Genomic DNA, 17,263 nt, shown 5'->3' with positions numbered 1-17,263 from the left:
ATGGTTGGCATAAGTTTAGAAGAAGCACTTGACTTATTAGAACAGGCTAGTAGGATAGATATTAAGGTAGAAAAATTATTACTCCACGCGGCAAATGGACGTATATTAGCTAAAGATTATTATGCACCGATTTCTAATCCACCCTTTGATCGTTCACCCTTAGATGGATACGCTTTTAAGGCGGAAGATAGTAGTGGTGCAAGTATGGACAGACCAGTTACTTTAAAAGTAAAAGGTGTTGTATATGCTGGTGAGTACTATGAGGCAGAAGTTAACAGTCAAGAAGCAGTAAGAATTATGACAGGTGCACCGATTCCTAAAGGATGTGATTGTGTACTTAGACAAGAGGATACAGATGAAGGTGAAGTAGAAGTTCAAATCTATAAAGCACTTAAACCTTTTGATAATTACTGCTTTAAGGGAGAAGATATTAAAGAAGGTCATCTACTTTTAAAAGCAGGAGAGAAGTTATCACCAGTTAAGTTAGGCATTCTTGCAAGTATGGGATTCCAAGAAGTAGAAGTAAGACAACCACTTAGGATGGGACTATTGTGTACAGGAGATGAGTTAACACCTATAGGAGAAGACCTAAAACCAGGTAAAATCTATAATGCCAATGAAGTGATGATACAAACAAAGGCAATGGAGTTAGGTATCCAGATACAAGTACTCAAGATGCAACAAGATACACCAGAAGCAGTAGCTAAATGTTTAGAAGAACATTGGGATGAAATAGACTTAATGGTGACAACTGGTGGTGTTTCTGTAGGTAAAAAAGATATCATGCATGATGTGATTAACCTACTAGGTGCAAAACGTCTCTTTTGGAGAATTGCAATCCAGCCAGGAACACCTGTTTTAGCTGCATGCTATAAAGAAAAGTTGTTAATTGGATTATCAGGTAATCCTTTTGCGGCTTTAGCTAATTTTGAACTTATTATTAGACCAGTTGTAGCATATCTTACTCAAGATGAAATGCTTAAGCCTATTCATACAACAGGTATTATGGAAAATGAATTTAAAAAGAAAAGTATTAAAAGACGTTTCATTAGAGCTTACTTTGAGGATGGTAAGGTGAAGCTTAATCACAATAACCATGCGTCAGGGGCACTCTATACCATGAGTTTGTGTAATGCGCTTATTGATATACCAGCAGGCTCTACAGGGCTAGATATAGGAGAAGAAGTAAAAGTTATTTTAGTAGATACAAGAGGGTGAGAAGATGAAAGAACAATTAACACATTTTGATACAGCGGGTAATGCAGTAATGGTAGATGTATCAGAGAAGAACGTGACAACACGAGTTGCTACAGCAAAAGGTACAATCAAAGTAAATCAAGCAGTTTATGATGCGATTTGTAATGGAACAGCAAAAAAAGGTGATGTCCTCGGTGTAGCAAGAATTGCAGGCATTATGGGAACAAAGAGAACATCAGACCTTATTCCAATGTGCCATCCCCTTATGATTTCTAAATGTACGGTAGACTTTGAATTACAACCAGAGACATTAAGTGTTGAGGCAACTTGTACAGTAAAAGTAAATGGTCAAACAGGTGTTGAAATGGAAGCTTTAACAGGTGTAAATATTGCTTTATTAACTATTTATGATATGTGTAAAGCAATGGATAAAAATATGGAAATTACAAATATCTGTCTTATGGAAAAGCAAGGTGGTAAAAGTGGACATTACAAAAGAGAAGAAGCCTAAGGTATTTGCTGTAAGTGGGATTAAAAACTCAGGCAAAACTACTTTAGTAGAAAAGCTTGTAACAAGACTGACAGCTTTAGGTTACAAAGTAGGTGTCATTAAACACGATGGTCATGAATTTGTTGCAGACCATGAAGGAACAGATAGTTATAGACACAAGGCTGCTGGTGCGAAGAGTGTGATTGTGTACTCAAATTCAAAGATGATGTTGATAAAGGATTATGAGAAACCGGACATTTTAGATATGCTTCAATATCAGCAAGATATGGATATTGTCATTGTTGAAGGGATGAAGTACTCGAGCCTTCCTAAAATAGAGATCATCCGTAGTGCAGTTTCCAAGACTAGTGTCTGTGACCCAAGTACATTGATGGCTATTGTCACAGATGTACCATTAAAAGAGGCAAATATACCTGTTATAGGTTTAAATGATATAGATAGTGTTTTGAAGATTATTTTAAATAAATAAGACTGGAGAAAGAATAGATGAAAGACAGAAAAAACAGGTCTATTGATTATTTAAGAATATCTGTAATAGACCGCTGTAATTTAAGATGCGTCTATTGTATGCCAGAAGAAGGAATAGCTTGTTTAGACAAAAAAGAATTACTTACTTTTGAGGAGATCACAAGAGTTTGTACAAGTGCAGCTAAGCTTGGAATCAAAAAGATCAAACTAACAGGTGGTGAACCTTTAGTAAGAAAAGATTTTGTAAATCTAGTAAGGCAAATTAAAGCTATAGAAGGAATTGAAGAAATCACACTGACTACCAATGGTTTACTTTTAGAAGAAAAGTTAGATGATCTCATTGAGGCTGGAATTACTGCAATTAATGTAAGCTTAGATACGTTAGAGGCTGAGCACTTTAAAAACATTACAAAGGTAGATGGTTTTGATAAAGTGTTAAGAGCCATAAGAAAAGCTGCTAATAGCTCTTTAAAAAGTGTGAAGGTGAATGCTTTAGTTGCTAAACACTTAAATGAAGAGCAGATTTGCCATCTAGCGAGACTCGCAGAGCATGACCGAATCAATGTACGTTTTATAGAGCTTATGCCAATAGGACTTGGGAAGCAATTTGAGCGTATAAGTAAAGAAGAAGTACTAGAAATACTAGAAGCAGAATTTGGCACGCTTATACCTTATGAAAAGCAACTAGGCAATGGGCCAGCTAAGTACTGGGAGATAGAAGGTTTTAAAGGAAAGATAGGTTTTATTAGTGCAGTAAGCGATTGTTTCTGTGATGCATGTAATAGAGTACGTCTTACAGCAGAAGGCTTTTTAAAGCTTTGTTTACATTCTAAAGCAGGTGTTGATTTAAAGGCACTTTTGCGTAATGGAATAAGTGATGAGGACTTGATGCTTACAATAGCAGAAGCTATTCATGTAAAACCAGATAAGCATTATTTTGAAGAAGTAGTAGAAGCGATAGATGAGCAAGAAGATAAAATGATGGCACAAATAGGAGGCTAAGATGGGAAAGGTTATGGCGTTATGTATCAGTGAAAAACGTGGTACACAAAAGATCAATATTAAAGAAGGTAAGTTTATCGAAAACTTTGGAATAGAAAATGATGCCCATGCAGGTGATTGGCATAGACAAGTAAGTTTAATTGATTATGAGCAAATTGAAGCCTTTAAACAAAGAGGTGCACAGGTAGAACCAGGTGCATTTGGTGAAAATCTTATTGTACAAGGTTTTGATTTTAAACACCTACCAGTAGGTACAAGATTCCAGTGTAATGACGTTATTTTAGAAATGACACAAATAGGCAAACAATGTCATCATCATTGCCAAATCTACTATCAAGTAGGTGATTGTATTATGCCAAGAGAAGGTGTATTTGCACGTGTTATCCAAGGTGGAGAGATTAAAGTTGGTGATGAGATGAGGATGATCACAAATGATTAGAGTAGGTATTATTACAGCTAGTGATAAAGGCTCAAAAGGTGAAAGAGAAGATAGAAGCGGAGAAGTTATTCGTGAGATTGTAGCACAACAAGGTTGGGAAGTTACAGACTATATTGTTTTACCTGATGAAAGACATGAGCTTAGCGGGAAGATGCAAGAATGGTGTGATAGTTATAAGGTAGACCTTATTTTAACAACTGGGGGGACAGGCTTTTCTAAAAGAGACTGTACACCAGAGGCAACACTTGATATTGTTGAAAAACAAGTTCCAGGTATACCAGAGGCTATGAGATATTACAGCTTACAGATTACACCGAGAGCCATGCTTAGCCGTAGTGTAGCTGGGATAAGAAGAGATACCCTTATTGTGAATCTACCAGGTAGTCCAAAGGCTGTACGTGAGAATTTGGAGAGTATTATAGGTAGTCTTGAGCATGGAATAGGTATACTACAAGGAAGTAGTAGTGAATGTGCCAGACCAGAATAAAAAGAAAGTAGGGGAGAAAAAAAGATGAGAAAAGTGAAAAAGCTTATAGGAATGGTATTCGGATTAAGTTTAATGATGTTGGTTGGATGTAGTGGACAAGGTACAGCAAAAGCTGATATACCAACAGAGCTTACCTTATCTGTAGCAGCAAGCTTGACAGATTGTATGGCAACTCTTGAGGAAGCTTTTAAAGAACAGTATCCTAATATCACACTTAAAATGAACTTTGGTGCATCAGGGGCGCTACAACAACAAATTGAGCAAGGTGCTCCCGTTGACTTATTTATATCTGCAGGAACGAAACAAGTTAATGCGTTAGAGGAAGCAGGGCTTTTAGAAGCAGGAACCAATGAGAACTTACTACGTAATCGTTTGGTACTGATTACACCTCAAAATGGAGAAATACTGACTTTTAAAGGATTAGGGGAAGGTACCTTTTCAAAGCTTGCAGTAGGTGAATTTGAAAGTGTACCAGTTGGACAATATACAAAAGAAGTATTAGATACATTAGAAATTTATGACGAGGTAGAAGAAAAATTAGTTTTTGCAAAAGACGTACGTGAAGTACTATCTTGGGTAGAATCAGGAAATGCAGATGCAGGTGTTGTGTATGAAACAGATGCAATGATTAGTGATAAAGTTGTAATAAGTGATGTAGCTGATGAAAGTTGGCATAAGCCTGTTATGTATGCGATGGGAATTATCAAAAATACAACACACTTAGAAGAAACAAAGCTTTTTACTGAGTTCTTAGGGACAGAAGAAGCTAGAGAAATTTTTGCATCATATGGTTTTACACCTGCAGAGAAAGCCGAGTAGTATAATGGGGATAGAAATAAGTCCATTAATTCTATCACTCAAAATTTCTTTTACTGCGATTTTGATTGTTTTTGTACTTGGAATTATCATTGCAAGGTTAACGTTAGATATAAAGGGAAGATGGCGTTGGATTGCAGATGTTATTTTTACACTGCCCTTAGTACTTCCTCCAACAGTTATAGGATTTATCCTTCTAGTGATATGTGGTAAAAATAGTTGGCTAGGCAGTTTACTAGGGAAGCTGAATATTAATATTATTTTTACACCAACAGCAGCGGTACTTGCAGCAGTTGTTGTGTCCTTTCCTCTCATGTACCGAGCAACTAAAGGTGCATTTGAGCAAGTTGATGAAGAGATTATTTGGGCAGCTAGAACATTGGGGTTATCCGAATTTAAAATATTTATTAAGATTTTAATCCCAGAAGCTTTCCCAGGAATTATGTCTGGGTTAATCTTAGCTTTTGCAAGGGCATTAGGTGAATTTGGAGCTACTTTAATGGTAGCAGGTAATATTCCTAAAGTGACTCAGACCATACCTCTTGCTATCTATTTTGCAACCTCTAATGGGAAAATTGAATTAGCAGCATTTTGGACGGTTATTATAACAGTAATTTCTTGCGTGATGCTAAGTTTAATGAACCGTTACAACAGGAGGAACTAAATGATGAGTCTAAAGATGCATGTTGAAAAGAAGTTAGAAAGTTTTTTGCTTAAAGTGGATTTAGAAATTGAGGATGGTATAACGGGCATTTTAGGTTATTCAGGTTCTGGAAAGACGATGACACTTAAAATGATAGCAGGTATTGTAACACCAGATAATGGAACAATTATCTTAAATGATAAAGTTCTATTTGACTCAAATCGGAAGATTAACCTTAAGCCTCGTGAAAGAAACATTGGGCTTATGTTCCAAAGCTATGCATTGTTTAACCATATGAGTGTATATGATAACATTGCTATTGGCATGAAAGGCCCTAAAGAAGGTAAAAAAGAGAAGATTAACGAGCTGCTTAAAATGCTAGAACTAGAGACATTAGGCCATAAAAAACCTAATAAGTTATCAGGTGGGCAAAAGCAAAGAGTAGGCCTGGCCAGGATACTCGCTCAAGAACCAGATTTATTGATGCTAGATGAACCCTTTTCAGCTTTAGATAGCCACTTGCAGTGGACCATAGCAGAAGACTTTAAGCGTGCATTAGAAATGTTTAAGGGAAGTGTACTTTACATATCACATAATAGGCAGGAGATCTACAAGTATTGTGACCAAATTGCCATTATGTCAGATGGATGTATTGTAGAGTATGATAATAAGGAAGATATATTTGATAAGTGTCATTCAGTAGCAGGAGCAAGGCTTACAGGGTGCCGTAATGTGGCACCCCTTTATAAAGTATCAGATAGCTATGCTATTGTAGAGCCTTGGGATCTTGAATTAAATAAAAATGTAGAGGAAGCAAAATGGGCTGGTATACGTCAGTCAGATTTAAAGCTAGTCTCTACTGATAATAAAGAAGGTCTACTTGCACAAGTAGGAGAACAAGTCATTATGCCTGAACAGGTAGAGGTTATACTTCATCTTAAAGATTCTAAGTTGATTTATACATGTAGCAAAAGAGAATATCAAGAAGTAGAATCTATCATAAAATCAGGTAAGGTTAAAGTATTAATCGATCAAACTAAATTACTTTTCTTGCAATAAACTTTTATACTCTTCTGGTGTATTAATATTCCAGAGGAGTTTTTCTTCAAATGGGGCTTGGCTAAGTGGAATGATTTTGGCATGGGTACGTTTTAATAATGCACCTAAACGATAGTTACCTTCAGCAATTTGAGCTTCTATAAGAGGGAGCATACTTTTGTGATAGATACCACCTAAAGGATAAAAACGGCCATCTTTATCACTCATAACGACACAAGAGGTGTCTAAGTCAAGTTGATTATATAAGAATGTGATAAGCTCTCCATTCACAAAAGGCATGTCACAAGCTGTAATAAATACATATTCTTCAGGAATACTAGAAAGAGCAGTATAAATACCACCTATAGGACCAATATCTTTGTACTTATCTTCTATAAGGGGATAATTAAGGTGTTCATAGAGAGATTGAGTGTTTACAGATAAATAGGTAGGTGCATATGGATTTAAGTTTTCAATAATATGTTCTAAAAAAGTCTTTTCGTGTAATGAAAGAAAAGCTTTATGTTCTCCGTTCATACGTTTATTTTGGCCACCCATTAAGATGAGTGTTGCTAAATTAGGTAAATGTTGCATAATCAAATCCTTTCTATATTTTAAAATAAAATGGGTATACTACTAAGGTAACCCTCATCCTTTATAAATGGTTTGCATGTCTTAGTCTACCCCAAAAGGCTAAGGCATGCTTTTCATTTTCAGCGGTTTGTACATAGTGTATTTAAGTATACTTGCTATAGGTTCATTTAACAAGGAAAGAGAATAAATATTTTATAGCGGATGAAATTGAGTATTTTTATAAGATAAATTGAATTTAGCAATAGGTTTAGAGGCATAAAAAAGGGGAGCTGTATAGAACAGCATCCCCCTTTTATTTTATTTGTTTGATACAGTTTATGTATTAGGCTGCATCCTTTGTTTTAAAGCTATTAACAAGTAATCTAACAAAGTTAAATAATACAAAGCCGATAATGACAGTTGTAATATAAAGTTGGAAACCTGTAATTTGTTTAATTACTTCACCGAAAGCTTCGTAGCCTTGTCCAACAAGGAAAGCAGACATTTTGTTAGATGCTACAATACCAATAGCCATTGGGAAAGTAAGCCCTGCAAAACCTGGATGGAAAGAGAATGAGAAGAATTTTGGTAAATTGATGATAACATAAATAAGTGATATAAACACAATAGCATATAAAGCATATACGATGAATACATTTGGTTCAGTAATAAAGTTTAAGTAGCTTACAAGACAAAGGCTAGATGGAGCAAGAATGATTGCTTTTGTCATGAAGAGTGGACCTGTTGTAATAGGATTTTTAATAAGTCTTACAACCATACAAGGAAGTAAAATAGCAAATACAATAAGTCCGTAATAAACAACAATTTTACCAATTGTAGGCTCGTTCATTGGAACACCGACAACTGTTGAAACCATGATCCCATTGAACGTTACAAACCAACTTGGAATGAAAGTATTTTTATCAAAGTTTTTAATAACATTGTTATAGATAAAGAATAGTAAATGGATTGTGTGTAATCCAAGACCAATTGCCCAGAGAGCTTTACCAATTACAGGGCTGAATTCGAAAATATAGTTTCCTAAGATCATTGTGATCATTGTACCACCAGCATATAAACTAGCTGGTACAGTTGCCATATATTCTTTTTTGAAAGTACCAAAGTGAAGTGCTATTTTAGCAATGTAGCAAAGTAAAACAAGAGCAGACGCCCACATTGTTATGTGACGGATCCAAGTAAATCCAAGTGGTGACCACATATTTGATAATGTCGCAGCACCTACCATAGTTGGTAAAATAGCTACAGGAAGTAGTGAAATATGATTTTTAAGTGATTTTTGAGGCATAACAGTCTCCTTATTATTGGTTTTCGTAAGTGAATTCAAAGTTCTCAGTAACATTGAAGAAATCTGAGTAGTCTATTTCAAAGAGTGGCTTCTTAACTTTAGATACATCAATTTGGTAACGAATAAGCTGAGTTAAAACGCCAGAGTAGTCAAGGTTGCCTTGTAGGATTGCACCGTAGATTTTGCCATCTTTATGGACAATCTTTTTATAGTTGCCTTGATCATCTTGTTCAGTTTCAATGATGTAGTCATCAGGATTCTCAGGATGGGTAAGGCCTAATGACAAGGTTGGAATATCTAAGAAATTCATAGTAGATTTACTTGCAAAGAAATCAGTCATTTCTTTGGCGAGGCCTGTCATATTACTAGCAGCAACAATTCCTTCTTTAACAGCTACAGGCCAAATTGGATTGCGACCTGTCACATCTCCAGCACCATAAACATTAGGGTTAGAAGTTTGGCCAAGTGCATCGATAATAAGGCCAAATCTATCTGTTTCAATGTCACTTCCTTCTAAGAATTCTACATTAGAGCGTACCCCAGAAGCTACAATGAGTAAGTCACAAGGAAGTTCCTCATCATTACTTAATGTGATACTTGTAATCTCATTTTGGTCATTTAAGTGAAGTTCTTTGACACCTAAGTTATAGAATTGTTTTACACCTTTTTTATCAAAGGCTTTTTCATAAGTAGAAGCAGCAACAGGGTCAAGTTGAAGTCCTAGCATACGGTCACGCATTTCCACAATACTAATAGGTTTATTGTAGTGAAGTAAGCCTGAAACTGCATCAATACCAACAAGTCCAGCCCCCATTACAACAATATGATTTGCTGTTTTTGCTTGTTCCATGATGGCTTCACACTCATCTAGGTCATGGAAGCCAATAGCATTTTTAGCTTCTTTTAGACCAGGGATAGGTGGGAAGAATACATGTGAGCCTGTAGCAATAAGAAGTTTATCAAAGTTAACAACTGTGCCTTTGTCAGTTGTTACAGATTGAGCTGTAGTATCAACTTGAGTGACACATTCACCTTTAATCCAGTTAATGTTATAGGTTGCAATAAAGTTAGAAGGTACAAATTGAAGGCGATTAAGATCACGAATACCTTCAATATAGTGATGCATAATACATCTTGAATAAATATGTTCATCTTTTGAAATAAGAGTTATTTCAGCTTGTGGGTCTAGTTCACGAAGGCGTTTTGCACCACTAATTCCAGCAGCAGAAGCACCGATTACAACATATTTCATTTTAGACCTCCTCTAATGTAATAGCATGCATTGGGCATTTTTCAACACACATAGCCCCATTTTCACGATGTTCACACATATTACATTTCATAATTTCTTTTTGTTTGAGAGCGTCACTTTTAAGTACGCCATATGGACATGCCATAATACACATGTAACAACTTGCACATTGATCTTTATTATATTCTACATGGCCAGACTCAGGGTTTTTACGCATAGCTCCTGTCATACATGTGAAGACGCACTCAGGCTCTTCACAATGACGACAAAATATAGGTGCATATTTATTTTCACTATCGCTTACAACACGATTACGAGGGTCTAAACTATCATTACTAACCATACAAGCTGTGACACAAGTAAGGCAGCCTACGCATTTAGAACGATCAATTTTAATTCTTTTCATCAGCATATTCTCCTATATTTTATAAATGTTGATTGGTGTTGTTTTGTATGATGGCTCTTTTGAAAATGGATCATAAAGAGAAGGTGTAAGTTTGTTGGTTTCAATGTAATGCATAGGTGCATACAATTGATTCTCAGATACATTTTCTGTGATTCTAGCAGCAAAACGAGCACTTTGACCGTTGATTGATGAGACTTCAAAGATTTCATTTTGTTCAATACCTTTTTCTTTTGCAAGAGTAGGATGAATATAGATATAAGCTTGATCAGCATAAGTTTTTGAAGCTACACCAATTTCTCTAGAACGTACTTGAGTATGCCATTGACCTACAGTATCACGACCTGTATTTAAGATGTAAGGGAATTCAGTAGTTGTAGGTAATGGGTTTTCCATAATTTCATCAAATACAAATTTAGCTTTTTTAGAAGGTGTATAGTAATTTCCATCTTCAAAGAGGCGACGTTCATCATTAGTTAAGACATCTCCTTCTCTAAATGGCCATTGAATACCATGTGTTCCATCAAGTGCTTCATAAGTTACACCAGTAATATCACATGGCATACCTTTAGAACACTTTTTCATAAGCTCAAAAGTATCTTGTGGTGTTTTCCATAAGTCAAGTAATGATCCCATACCAAGGGCTTGACCTACTTCGTAGAATACTTCAAAGTCTGTTTTTTCATTATCTTCTTTTGCTAAGACAGGGCGCATTGCAGAAAGACGTCTTTCCGTATTGATATAAGTCCCAACTTTCTTAAGTCCAGAAACTACAGGGAAGAATACACCAGCATCTTTAGAAGTATGTGTATCGTCATAAATATCTTGAACAATAAAGAGGTCAAGTTTTTTGATAGCTTCTGCAAATGTTGCGTTGTTAGTCCAAGAGTGACGAGGATTTGTAGATACAACCCAAAGTGCTTTAATTTCACCACTATGAATTTTTTCGATAATTGCATTGTAAGGAAGGGTTGGTTTATTGATAAGTTGTTCATCTGTAATCTGAAGGGCATTGCATACAGCTTCACGTCTTACAGCATTATCATAATCACCACCGCCATAGAGTCCGGCAGTATTACTAAATACACGTGATCCCATAGCGTTACATTGTCCTGTAATAGAGTTTGCGCCAGTACCAGGACGACCGATATTACCTGTCATAAGTGCGATATTGATAATAGCTTGAGCTGTTCTTACAGCTTCATAACCTTGGTTAACACCCATTGTCCACCAAAGAGATACATTTTTACCTGTATGAATAAGTTCAGCCATTTCATATAAAGCATCTACACTAAGACCAGTTTGTTCAGCTACTACATCAGGTGTGTATTTACTTACAAGTGCTTTGAAACCATCAAAGTTTTCAGTGTGTGCTTCAATGTAGTCATGGTCAAGATAATCTTTTTCAATAAGAATATTTGCAAGACCATAGAAAAGGTAAATATCTGATTTACCATTTATAGGATAGAAGTAATCAGATTTTTGAGCTGTTTCAGAACGACGAGGGTCGATAACGATAACTTTTTTGTTTGGATTGCGACGAATACGATCCCAAATAATAGGATGTGTCACAATAGGGTTTGCTCCAATTAAGAAAATGGTATCGGATAACTCGAAATCATTTAATGTATAAGGTGGTGCATCAAATCCAAAGCTTTGTTTGTGTGCAACAACAGAAGTTGCCATACAAAGTCTTGTATTTCCATCAACATGACCTCTTAAAAAGTTACGCATAACGTGAGAGAAGAGAGCCATTTCTTCTAGAGGTAATTGACCAGTACTAATAGCAGCAATGCTATCTCCACCGTAAGTTTCTTTAATTGAAAGAAGCTTGTCCGCTACATATTTGTAAGCCTCATCCCAAGAAACTTCTTGGAGTTCACCTTGTGCATCACGAATTTTTGGGAAAGGTGAAGGTTTAAATTTAGTATTTTGTTTATCCAGTGAGATACCTTTAATACAAGAGAATCCCTTATTAACAGGATAAGTTTTGGTAGGTAACACTTTTACGATCTGTTCATTCTCTACATAGAAATCAAGATTACAAGCTAAGGAACATACATTACAAGTAGATTGTACTTTTTTCATGGAGAACCTCCCTTTTGATAATTAATTAACATAAGTATACTAGCTTATTAAAAAAGACACCGTGACTAATCTCACGGTGCCTTAAAAAATGTAGAAAGGGCATTAGGATCAGGGACAAAAATATACTTATGTTCGTAAACAATAAGATTTTTTTCCACCAAAATTTTAAGTGCACGTGAAATGGTTTCACGGTAAGATCCTAATAATTCAGCAAGGGAAGTAATGGTAATGGGAAAGTCAATCATAATGCCATCATCTTGTGGTGTACCATAATCTTGAGACAATTTCAAAAGTTTAGCAGCAAGCTTCTTTTCCATTTTGATAATAGAAGTAGAATTTTTCATCTGTCTATAAAGACGTCTGATACGCTTGCTTAAATGATTGACAAAGTTCTCAGTAAGTCTAAAGTCTTGCTGAAATAGAGGAAGCAGGTCCGAGCGATAAAAAGCAAGGACTGTACAGTCGTCATGAACTTTACAGCTAATGGATACAGGCATATTATCAAAAATAGTTTCATTAAGTAAGGTATCTTTGCCAAATATAAAAATTGTCTTAAGTTGTCCATTAGAGTTTGTTTTATACATAGAGACTGTACCTGATAATACAATGTAAAAACAATGGAGTAGATCTTTTTCTAAGAAAAGATGTGCGCCACTTTTATAAGACTCCACTCTCCCGATACGTGTTAAATGGGCATAAGTGGAGGGGTGGAGTCCTTCAAATAAACTGAGTTGTTCTAATATATCATTTGTAATAGGTGCCATAAATTATTCCCTTTTATATTTTATTTTATATATTTTCTATCCCTATTATATGTATAAATCAAGAAAAATAAAATGGTAAACAAAAAGTAAGGTTAAACGTGATAAACATCACAGTCTTTTATTTGGATATCTAATATACTAGCAACAGCAAATCGTGTTAACGAATTAACGAGTATGGAAAATAAAAGAATGGAGTGTAAAAAATGGGATATAAAACAAGTACAGCACACTTAGATAGCATTTTAAGAGAACTATCAAAAGAATACAGCATTTATGCACCAAAGACTTTTTTAGGAGAAGGTACTTATTCTGATACTGATCGTGTAAGATATGGGACAGTAGAGTCTTTAGGAGAAATTAATTTTGAACACAAGTCAGAGTTCTCTTATAAAGAAGTGTTAACACCTATTTCAGAGACACTCTTTTATTTTACAGAAGAAGAGATCAAAGAATCAGACGCACCTAAAAAAGGTGCCATTATCTTTTTACGTAGTTGTGACTTACACGCTGTAAAACGTATGGACGACATCTATCTTAGAAATGGTTTTGAAGATGCTTACTATAAAAGAATTAGAGAAAAAACAAAATTTATTTTAATGGGATGTACAAGCTCATTTGATAGTTGTTTTTGCGTAGATATGGGTACAAATATTACTACAAATTATGATGCTTATATCAAGGTAGAAGGGGATCAAGCTTTCATTGATGGAAACTTTGAGGCACTTCTAGCACGACTTGAAGAAGTAGAAGAAGTAAGTGTAAAACCAGACTATGTAACAGAGAATCAAACAAAAGTAAATATTCCAGAGAATCTTTCATCAGATATTATGGATAGTACAATGTGGAATGAATATAACGAACGTTGTATTGCATGTGGACGCTGTAACTTTGTATGTCCAACATGTACATGCTTTACGATGCAAGACGTATTTTATGAAGGTTCAGATGGCAAAAAAGCAGGCGAACGTCGCCGTGTGTGGGCATCTTGTCAAGTTGATGGATTTACAGAGATGGCAGGCGGACATAGCTTTAGAGGGGATAAAGGACAACGTATGCGCTTTAAAGTATTACACAAAGTACATGACTACAAAAAACGCTTTGGTCATCATATGTGCGTAGGTTGTGGACGTTGTGACGATATCTGTCCAGAGTATATTTCATTTTCAGCATGTATTAATAAATTATCAGATGGCATGAAGGAGATTCAAAAATAATGAAAAACGAATATATCCCTTTTATATCAGAAATTAAAGAAGTTATTAAACATACAGAGATAGAGTATACGTTCCGTATGGCATTTACAGGTGAAGTAAAGCCAGGACAATTCTTTGAAGTATCTCTTCCTAAATACGGTGAAGCACCTATTTCAGTAAGTGGTATTGGTGAAGGTACTATTGACCTTACTATCCGTAAAGTAGGAAAAGTAACCAATGAAATCTTTGAAAAATATGTAGGAGACAAACTCTTTTTAAGAGGTCCATATGGTAATGGATTTGACTTAAATGATTATAGAAATCATGAAATAGTTGTTGTAGCAGGGGGAACAGGGCTTTCACCAGTAAGAGGTATTGTTGATCACTTTGCGAAACACCCAGAAGAATGCAAGAAGCTTACACTTATCACAGGATTTAAATCACCAGAAGATGTATTATTTAAAGATGATTTAAAAGTATGGAGTGAAACCACTGATATTACAGTTACTGTAGATCAGGCACCAGAAGACTACACCGGGCCAGTAGGACTTGTTACAAAATACATTCCTGAACTTCCAATTGAAGATTTAGAAGATGTACAAGTAGTCGTTGTTGGGCCACCTATTATGATGAAATTTACAGTACAAGAATTCTTAAAACGTGGAATCAAAGAAGAAAATATCTGGATTTCTCAAGAACGTAAAATGTGCTGTGGAATTGGTAAATGTGGACATTGTAAGATTGGTGACACTTACATTTGCTTAGAAGGACCTGTATTTAATTATACTCAAGGTAAGTTATTAAGAGACTAGGAGGAATAGCGATGGATATTAATACAAAGAAACTTAAAAAGAATGCTTTTAGGGTAACTAAAGTAAGAGGTATTACAGCATCAAGAGTACGTGTTCCAGGTGGTCTTATTAAAGCAGAATACCTTGGTAAAATTCAAGAGATTGCAGAGCGCTATGGAAATGGTCAAGTACACATTACTATTCGTCAAGGATTTGAGATTTTAGGTATCAAATTTGAAGATATAGATAAAGTCAATGAGATGCTTCAACCTCTTATTGAAGGGCTTGAAATTAATCAAGAAGTACCAGGAAAAGGTTATACATCAGCAGGTACACGTAATATCTCAGCATGTATTGGTAATAAAGTATGTCCGTTTGCGAATTACAATACAACAAACTTTGCTAAAGAGATTGAAAAAGCTATTTTCCCAAATGACCTTCACTTCAAAGTAGGTTTAACAGGCTGCCAAAATGACTGTATTAAAGCAAGAATGCAAGACTTTGGTATTATTGGAATGACAATGCCACAATATGATCCTAACCGTTGTGTATCTTGTGGTGCTTGTGTAAAAGGATGTAAAACACGCTCAGTAGGTTGCTTATCCGCTAAGAACTACCGTGTAGAACGTCAAGCAGATAAATGCGTAGGATGTGGTGTTTGTATTAATGCATGTCCAACAGGTGCATGGACAAGAAGTAAAGAAAAATACTACAGACTTGCTATTATGGGTAGAACAGGTAAGAAAAACCCAAGACTTGCAGAAGACTTCATTGTATGGGCAGATGAAGCAAGTATTATCAAAATCATCTTAAACACGTATGACTATGTAAATGAGTATATTGATAGAGGAGCTCCAGGCGGAAAAGAACATATAGGATATATTGTTGACCGTACAGGCTTTATGGAGTTCAAAAAATGGGCACTTAAAGATGTGAACCTTCCAGAAGAAGCTATTGTGATTAACAATGTATACTGGAGTGGCATTCACTATTAAGAGCATAGAGTGAGCTAGGTTGGAATTGAATAGAGATAAAATAAAGGGAGTGTTGAGAAACGCTCCCTTTTTGTTGTTTAGATGTATTAATTGTTGAAGTATTTTAACTTATAAGATAGAGTTTAAAATAGATATTTTATAAGTCGATAAATTAGAACTTATTGAGGAACTTTAAAGGTAAAAAAATAGAATTTATGGGAGTATGTAATGACAGAACTTACTTTTGAGATTATGCAGGAAATGCAGAAGGAATTACAAGAGAAGTACAAGGATAAATGGGGTGGTTTACCACCTGAGCAAGCTCGGCAAAAACTATTATGGCTATATGGCGAATTAGGTGAGGTAAGTGACATCATAAAAAAGAACGGAGATGCAAAAATTTTGTGTGACAGTAAAGTTCGAACACATTTTATTGAAGAAATGTGTGATGTTATGATGTATTTCAATGATGTTTTGCTTTGCTATAGTATTACACCAGAGGAACTTGAAAAGGTATACTTAGAGAAACACAGGAGCAATATGCAACGATGGTAAATTCCAGTTTGTAAAGCTTTTTAAATGTTATTCTTAACTAATAAAATAGTTATTTGTTCGATTGAGATGATCTATTTAATAGAAAGGAAAAATTCTTATGCAAGAGGTAAGAAAAAAGACTATATATGTAGCTATAGTTACGATAATAGGGAGTATAATGGTTTTATTAGTTCCATTATTATTTAACTAATTGAGCTAACATGAGTATTACATTAAATGAAATAAATAGTTTTCTGAGTACAATAGAGGAGAAGTAGAAAATGATACAATCAATAGTACATATTGCTTTAGTGGTAGAAGATTATGATGAAGCCATTGACTTTTATACGAATAAGCTTCACTTTACATTAGTTGAAGATACTTATCAAGCAGAGCAAGATAAACGCTGGGTAGTCGTATCACCACCTGGGTCTAATGGAACGACAATATTGTTGGCAAAAGCTTCAAAGTCTGAACAAGTACCTTTTATCGGTAACCAAGCAGGGGGGAGAGTTTTTCTATTCTTAGGAACAGATAACTTTTGGCGTGATTTTAATGAAATGAAGACAATGGGTATAGAATTTGTGAGAGAACCTAAAGAACAGGATTATGGAATAGTAGCTGTTTTTAAAGATTTATATGGGAATCTATGGGACTTAGTTCAATTTGATGAAAAGCATCCTATGTTTAACAGGGTGAAGTAGCTAGTCTTTCAAGTAGAATAGAATTTCATATAAAAAGGTAAGAGGCAACACCTCCAAGAAGTGTTGCCTCTTATCTTTTT

At 35.2% G+C, this 17,263-nt stretch carries 20 protein-coding genes; 14 read left to right on the top strand and 6 right to left on the bottom strand.

The window, feature by feature from the left end; all coding sequences use genetic code 11:
• Genes BN2390_RS20445 through BN2390_RS20405 form a run of 9 tightly spaced genes read left to right on the top strand, consistent with a single transcriptional unit; the run spans position 1 to position 6,622 of the window.
• Positions 1 to 1,218, top strand: coding sequence for a molybdopterin molybdotransferase MoeA (locus BN2390_RS20445; protein ID WP_053986142.1), 1,218 nt, complete (start codon positions 1 to 3; stop codon positions 1,216 to 1,218).
• Between the two features lie 4 nt (positions 1,219 to 1,222).
• On the top strand, positions 1,223 to 1,708 hold the full coding sequence (gene moaC, locus BN2390_RS20440; protein WP_053986141.1) for a cyclic pyranopterin monophosphate synthase MoaC: 486 nt from the start codon (positions 1,223 to 1,225) through the stop codon (positions 1,706 to 1,708).
• On the top strand, positions 1,680 to 2,177 hold the full coding sequence (gene mobB, locus BN2390_RS20435) for a molybdopterin-guanine dinucleotide biosynthesis protein B (protein ID WP_198524960.1): 498 nt from the start codon (positions 1,680 to 1,682) through the stop codon (positions 2,175 to 2,177). The genes moaC and mobB overlap by 29 nt, the downstream gene beginning before the upstream one ends.
• A gap of 17 nt (positions 2,178 to 2,194) precedes the next feature.
• Positions 2,195 to 3,178: a GTP 3',8-cyclase MoaA gene (moaA, locus tag BN2390_RS20430; protein WP_053986140.1), complete on the top strand. Its 984-nt coding sequence runs from the start codon at positions 2,195 to 2,197 to the stop codon at positions 3,176 to 3,178.
• Position 3,179: 1 nt separating this feature from the next.
• Positions 3,180 to 3,617: an MOSC domain-containing protein gene (locus BN2390_RS20425; protein WP_053986139.1), complete on the top strand. Its 438-nt coding sequence runs from the start codon at positions 3,180 to 3,182 to the stop codon at positions 3,615 to 3,617.
• Positions 3,610 to 4,104, top strand: a complete 495-nt coding sequence (locus tag BN2390_RS20420; protein WP_053986138.1) for a MogA/MoaB family molybdenum cofactor biosynthesis protein — start codon at positions 3,610 to 3,612, stop codon at positions 4,102 to 4,104. The genes BN2390_RS20425 and BN2390_RS20420 overlap by 8 nt, the downstream gene beginning before the upstream one ends.
• Before the next feature lie 24 nt (positions 4,105 to 4,128).
• Complete coding sequence (gene modA / locus BN2390_RS20415; protein ID WP_053986137.1) at positions 4,129 to 4,923, top strand: molybdate ABC transporter substrate-binding protein; 795 nt, start codon at positions 4,129 to 4,131, stop codon at positions 4,921 to 4,923.
• 4 nt (positions 4,924 to 4,927) lie between these two features.
• A complete protein-coding gene (modB, locus tag BN2390_RS20410) occupies positions 4,928 to 5,584 on the top strand; it encodes a molybdate ABC transporter permease subunit (RefSeq protein WP_053986136.1) in 657 nt (218 codons plus the stop codon).
• Positions 5,585 to 6,622 carry a sulfate/molybdate ABC transporter ATP-binding protein gene (locus tag BN2390_RS20405; protein WP_053986135.1) on the top strand — a complete coding sequence of 346 codons (1,038 nt, stop codon included), beginning with the start codon at positions 5,585 to 5,587 and terminating at the stop codon, positions 6,620 to 6,622.
• On the opposite strand, the gene mobA is transcribed toward BN2390_RS20405, so the two are convergent.
• From mobA to BN2390_RS20375, 6 genes are all read right to left on the bottom strand, one after another.
• Positions 6,605 to 7,195, bottom strand: coding sequence for a molybdenum cofactor guanylyltransferase (mobA, locus tag BN2390_RS20400; protein WP_053986134.1), 591 nt, complete (start codon positions 7,193 to 7,195; stop codon positions 6,605 to 6,607). The two genes, BN2390_RS20405 and mobA, sit on opposite strands and share 18 nt — an antisense overlap.
• A 322-nt stretch (positions 7,196 to 7,517) precedes the next feature.
• Positions 7,518 to 8,480: a TDT family transporter gene (locus BN2390_RS20395; protein WP_053986133.1), complete on the bottom strand. Its 963-nt coding sequence runs from the start codon at positions 8,478 to 8,480 to the stop codon at positions 7,518 to 7,520.
• A 13-nt stretch (positions 8,481 to 8,493) separates the two neighbouring features.
• The gene (locus BN2390_RS20390) at positions 8,494 to 9,732 is read right to left on the bottom strand and encodes an NAD(P)/FAD-dependent oxidoreductase (RefSeq protein ID WP_053986132.1); all 1,239 of its coding nucleotides are present in this window, start codon (positions 9,730 to 9,732) and stop codon (positions 8,494 to 8,496) included.
• A 1-nt stretch (position 9,733) separates the two neighbouring features.
• Positions 9,734 to 10,138 carry a 4Fe-4S dicluster domain-containing protein gene (locus BN2390_RS20385; protein WP_053986131.1) on the bottom strand — a complete coding sequence of 135 codons (405 nt, stop codon included), beginning with the start codon at positions 10,136 to 10,138 and terminating at the stop codon, positions 9,734 to 9,736.
• 12 nt (positions 10,139 to 10,150) lie between these two features.
• Positions 10,151 to 12,223, bottom strand: a complete 2,073-nt coding sequence (locus tag BN2390_RS20380; protein ID WP_053986130.1) for a molybdopterin oxidoreductase family protein — start codon at positions 12,221 to 12,223, stop codon at positions 10,151 to 10,153.
• A 71-nt stretch (positions 12,224 to 12,294) separates the two neighbouring features.
• Positions 12,295 to 12,987, bottom strand: coding sequence for a Crp/Fnr family transcriptional regulator (locus tag BN2390_RS20375; RefSeq protein WP_053986129.1), 693 nt, complete (start codon positions 12,985 to 12,987; stop codon positions 12,295 to 12,297).
• 203 nt (positions 12,988 to 13,190) lie between these two features.
• On the opposite strand from BN2390_RS20375, the gene asrA reads away from it, so the two are divergent.
• The 5 genes from asrA (at position 13,191) to BN2390_RS20350 (ending at position 17,183) form a co-directional block, all read left to right on the top strand.
• Positions 13,191 to 14,201, top strand: coding sequence for an anaerobic sulfite reductase subunit AsrA (gene asrA, locus BN2390_RS20370; RefSeq protein WP_053986128.1), 1,011 nt, complete (start codon positions 13,191 to 13,193; stop codon positions 14,199 to 14,201).
• Complete coding sequence (asrB, locus tag BN2390_RS20365) at positions 14,198 to 14,992, top strand: anaerobic sulfite reductase subunit AsrB (protein ID WP_154668864.1); 795 nt, start codon at positions 14,198 to 14,200, stop codon at positions 14,990 to 14,992. Before asrA ends, asrB begins: the two co-directional genes overlap by 4 nt.
• Before the next feature lie 11 nt (positions 14,993 to 15,003).
• Positions 15,004 to 15,966 carry a sulfite reductase subunit C gene (gene asrC, locus BN2390_RS20360; protein ID WP_053986126.1) on the top strand — a complete coding sequence of 321 codons (963 nt, stop codon included), beginning with the start codon at positions 15,004 to 15,006 and terminating at the stop codon, positions 15,964 to 15,966.
• A gap of 207 nt (positions 15,967 to 16,173) precedes the next feature.
• On the top strand, positions 16,174 to 16,500 hold the full coding sequence (locus BN2390_RS20355; RefSeq protein ID WP_053986125.1) for a nucleotide pyrophosphohydrolase: 327 nt from the start codon (positions 16,174 to 16,176) through the stop codon (positions 16,498 to 16,500).
• Positions 16,501 to 16,760: 260 nt separating this feature from the next.
• Entirely contained in the window at positions 16,761 to 17,183 is a 423-nt protein-coding gene (locus BN2390_RS20350; RefSeq protein WP_053986124.1) for a VOC family protein, read from the top strand.
• Positions 17,184 to 17,263 lie beyond the last annotated feature (80 nt).

Origin of the sequence: Niameybacter massiliensis (assembly GCF_001282685.1) — a bacterium.
Taxonomy (GTDB): domain Bacteria; phylum Bacillota; class Clostridia; order Lachnospirales; family Cellulosilyticaceae; genus Holtiella; species Holtiella tumoricola.
Note: the sequence above shows the minus strand (reverse complement) of the source record. Positions and strands in the feature narration are given on the sequence as shown.

What these genes read in the sequence shown, in the direction of transcription:
- BN2390_RS20425 (WP_053986139.1), top strand. Translation starts at nt 3,180, where the DNA reads ATGGGAAAGGTTATGGCGTTATGTATCAGTGAAAAACGTGGTACACAA.
- BN2390_RS20380 (WP_053986130.1), bottom strand. Translation starts at nt 12,223, where the DNA reads ATGAAAAAAGTACAATCTACTTGTAATGTATGTTCCTTAGCTTGTAAT.
- BN2390_RS20395 (WP_053986133.1), bottom strand. Translation starts at nt 8,480, where the DNA reads ATGCCTCAAAAATCACTTAAAAATCATATTTCACTACTTCCTGTAGCT.
- asrA (WP_053986128.1), top strand. Translation starts at nt 13,191, where the DNA reads ATGGGATATAAAACAAGTACAGCACACTTAGATAGCATTTTAAGAGAA.
- BN2390_RS20385 (WP_053986131.1), bottom strand. Translation starts at nt 10,138, where the DNA reads ATGAAAAGAATTAAAATTGATCGTTCTAAATGCGTAGGCTGCCTTACT.
- moaC (WP_053986141.1), top strand. Translation starts at nt 1,223, where the DNA reads ATGAAAGAACAATTAACACATTTTGATACAGCGGGTAATGCAGTAATG.
- moaA (WP_053986140.1), top strand. Translation starts at nt 2,195, where the DNA reads ATGAAAGACAGAAAAAACAGGTCTATTGATTATTTAAGAATATCTGTA.
- modA (WP_053986137.1), top strand. Translation starts at nt 4,129, where the DNA reads ATGAGAAAAGTGAAAAAGCTTATAGGAATGGTATTCGGATTAAGTTTA.
- BN2390_RS20355 (WP_053986125.1), top strand. Translation starts at nt 16,174, where the DNA reads ATGACAGAACTTACTTTTGAGATTATGCAGGAAATGCAGAAGGAATTA.
- BN2390_RS20390 (WP_053986132.1), bottom strand. Translation starts at nt 9,732, where the DNA reads ATGAAATATGTTGTAATCGGTGCTTCTGCTGCTGGAATTAGTGGTGCA.
- BN2390_RS20420 (WP_053986138.1), top strand. Translation starts at nt 3,610, where the DNA reads ATGATTAGAGTAGGTATTATTACAGCTAGTGATAAAGGCTCAAAAGGT.
- BN2390_RS20350 (WP_053986124.1), top strand. Translation starts at nt 16,761, where the DNA reads ATGATACAATCAATAGTACATATTGCTTTAGTGGTAGAAGATTATGAT.
- asrC (WP_053986126.1), top strand. Translation starts at nt 15,004, where the DNA reads ATGGATATTAATACAAAGAAACTTAAAAAGAATGCTTTTAGGGTAACT.
- BN2390_RS20445 (WP_053986142.1), top strand. Translation starts at nt 1, where the DNA reads ATGGTTGGCATAAGTTTAGAAGAAGCACTTGACTTATTAGAACAGGCT.
- BN2390_RS20375 (WP_053986129.1), bottom strand. Translation starts at nt 12,987, where the DNA reads ATGGCACCTATTACAAATGATATATTAGAACAACTCAGTTTATTTGAA.
- mobA (WP_053986134.1), bottom strand. Translation starts at nt 7,195, where the DNA reads ATGCAACATTTACCTAATTTAGCAACACTCATCTTAATGGGTGGCCAA.
- modB (WP_053986136.1), top strand. Translation starts at nt 4,928, where the DNA reads ATGGGGATAGAAATAAGTCCATTAATTCTATCACTCAAAATTTCTTTT.
- BN2390_RS20405 (WP_053986135.1), top strand. Translation starts at nt 5,585, where the DNA reads ATGATGAGTCTAAAGATGCATGTTGAAAAGAAGTTAGAAAGTTTTTTG.